The organism is uncultured Sneathiella sp. (assembly GCF_963976355.1).
Classification (GTDB): Bacteria; Pseudomonadota; Alphaproteobacteria; order Sneathiellales; family Sneathiellaceae; genus Sneathiella.
The window spans coordinates 1-2,280 of record NZ_CAXBKA010000028.1; the positions used below are offsets into that span (position 1 = coordinate 1).

The 2,280-nt window shown below is 47.5% G+C and carries 4 protein-coding genes; all 4 read right to left on the minus strand.

The features are described from left to right. Window positions 1-87: 87 nt before the first annotated feature. The 4 genes from AAC599_RS20105 to AAC599_RS20120 all read right to left on the minus strand — a co-directional run bounded on the left by AAC599_RS20105 (window position 88) and on the right by AAC599_RS20120 (window position 2,099). Complete coding sequence (locus AAC599_RS20105; RefSeq protein ID WP_340152147.1) at window positions 88-246, minus strand: hypothetical protein; 159 nt, start codon at window positions 244-246, stop codon at window positions 88-90. A gap of 118 nt (window positions 247-364) precedes the next feature. Continuing rightward, a complete protein-coding gene (locus tag AAC599_RS20110) occupies window positions 365-1,141 on the minus strand; it encodes a ParB/RepB/Spo0J family partition protein (protein ID WP_340152148.1) in 777 nt (258 codons plus the stop codon). A 5-nt stretch (window positions 1,142-1,146) separates the two neighbouring features. Next, window positions 1,147-1,968: a ParB N-terminal domain-containing protein gene (locus AAC599_RS20115; protein WP_340152149.1), complete on the minus strand. Its 822-nt coding sequence runs from the start codon at window positions 1,966-1,968 to the stop codon at window positions 1,147-1,149. Continuing rightward, a complete protein-coding gene (locus tag AAC599_RS20120; RefSeq protein ID WP_340152150.1) occupies window positions 1,935-2,099 on the minus strand; it encodes a hypothetical protein in 165 nt (54 codons plus the stop codon). The genes AAC599_RS20115 and AAC599_RS20120 overlap by 34 nt, the downstream gene beginning before the upstream one ends. Between the last annotated feature and the right edge of the window lie 181 nt (window positions 2,100-2,280).

Consider the following 2,280-nt stretch of genomic DNA (forward strand, 5'->3'; position numbering starts at 1 on the left):
GCGCAATCGTTCTCGCGTTTCAGCGTGTCGATTATTAGCTCGGCGCCTGATTTGGTGGGGTAGTTTACTTCTGCTTCCATATCGTTTCTATTTATAAGCCTTCTCACCCACCAGATCGTTAAACGGCAGCTCGTAATCCTTCCGGCGTCGCATCTCGATTTCGGCAAGTCTCTTGAACTGGCGATTGAAATTCTCGTCGTCGTCATCGTCCACGGCATCAAGTGCAGCGGCGAACGTTCGGATCAACTGGTTGTTCCAATACCTTTGAACGGTTCGCAGTTGTGCGAAGTCTAAGGCGAGTTCGGGTTTTGGGGTGGGTGATTGGTTCATTTGGTTTGTCTGTTTGTAACCGCTAAACCTCGATCTAATTAATCAACGCAGCCGCGCTTCTAGCTCTTGAATGTTCCGTAACCATGAAGGCTAACGGTATTTTTTTGGCCGATCTAAAGTTATAGATTTCCTCGATGAGCTTCAACATTTGCTCAGTTCCGCTGACTTTTCCTAGCATGGCAGGGTTCTCCTTCATCCTTTTCTTGAGTGTGTATAAATCAAACTCAGGAGTAAATAGGCATTTTGATAGTGCTGCAATAAAGGGTCTGGATTTGACGGCTGGTTGATCCTCTGCAAATTCCATAAACAGATCGACGAATGTGTCGGCCTGAGCTGTTTCTTTTATTTGAAACTCTCCATCTACCACGCGCTTTCTTGCGTTGCCGCTTCCAGCCCCCTCGCCAGATAGCATTGATGCTACCATGTTGAGCGGGATTCCTTTGTCGTGATAATTGAGCATCGTTATGTAGTCCTCCTTGCCCTGACTGGCGAAGCATTGAGCCGCTGACAGAATGCACCAAGCCTTTGAAGATACACCCTCGTCAACCAATTGGCGCGGCGTCCATTTCTTTTCCACTACGTATAGCGCTGATATTCCAGCTTGCCTGGCTGCTGCTAGTCTGTGATGTCCCGTATTGATGACGAGCGCCCCTTTGTCTCTATATGTGGATATGGCCATTGACGGAGGAAACCCGTTGCGCGACATCTTGGCTGCCAGGTCAGCAACCTTTTTTTCGCTGAATGCCCGCTGTAGCGGGTTTGGCTTTAGTTTGGAGTAGTCTGATATTGACTGTATTTGTGGTAATTTCATTGTTTTTATTTGTTGGTTTGTATTCTGTTTTTTGCATATGCGATGACCTCATGAAGCACTCGGTCGCGGCTTTCATCTGATGATAAAATCTTGTTCAGTTCCTGCTTGGCCATTAGCCAAAGTCGGTCTGCGTCGTTGGGTTTCCATTTAGGCAACCTTGTTCGGGTTGGCTTTTCATCGGGCTTGGCGTCCGGTTTCTTTCTTGCAGCGTCTATCACACCCTGAACGCCTCCTGATATGGCTTTGTGTTGCTCTGCCTCGGTCAGCTTTGAGACTTCGGAAGCGGCCCTGATGCTGACCTCTCCAGAGTCTGCCATGTCTTGAAGCTCAGGTATTCCTGTATTCACGATTGATTTTGCCCTCCTTATATTTCGTTGTGATGCTCCGCTTAATTCTGCGGCCCTCTCTATTGTTACGGCTGGCTTGTTTGGCATATGTCCCATGGGACACTTGCCGCCTGTATGCTGGTTCCCTCTATCTCCACCTGCTCTTAAATTCGCCATCCTAGCCCCTACCAGTGCGCGTTCGTTCGTGGTGTCGTGTCGGCGGTGGTCATTCAGGCTTGAGATTAAACTTAGCGGGTCATCACCGCTATAATCATCCATGCGAGGCTCAGTGCCAGCAATGGCGCAAGCCTTATACCTGTTGCGCCCGTCCAATATCCTTCCTTCGTAGGTTGTGATTGGCAGAAGTTGCCCTTTATTTTTAATGTCTTCCGCTAGGCTTTGCAGATCATCGTCTGACATCATCCGGTAGATGTTTGCGTATTCGTGGTTTTCTAGTTTGCTTTTCATTACAGCTTGTTTGTTTTTTGTTTTTTCTTCCATGCCTTAGCTGCCTGCATTTTTGCTTGCTGCTCAGGCGTGATTTTCCGCTTTCCTTTTACTCCTCCTTTCGCCGCCAGGTGCTTGGCAACGGTCTTGTCGCTGATGTCTTTTTGACAGTGTGGGCAAATCATTATCTGTATTTATCTTAACCGCTTATGCTTGGCAAGTATTATTTCGATTCTTTATCCTCTTTATCCTCGTTTTCATCCGTCACACTCCACAAAATGTCCCTGATTCTTACATCCATAAGGGATGATACCAAGACCATCTGATCGCAATCGGTCATGTGGTTGTCTTCCTTGTGCTTATAAA

What these genes read in the sequence shown, in the direction of transcription:
- AAC599_RS20120 (WP_340152150.1), bottom strand. Translation starts at nt 2,099, where the DNA reads ATGATTTGCCCACACTGTCAAAAAGACATCAGCGACAAGACCGTTGCC.
- AAC599_RS20110 (WP_340152148.1), bottom strand. Translation starts at nt 1,141, where the DNA reads ATGAAATTACCACAAATACAGTCAATATCAGACTACTCCAAACTAAAG.
- AAC599_RS20115 (WP_340152149.1), bottom strand. Translation starts at nt 1,968, where the DNA reads ATGGAAGAAAAAACAAAAAACAAACAAGCTGTAATGAAAAGCAAACTA.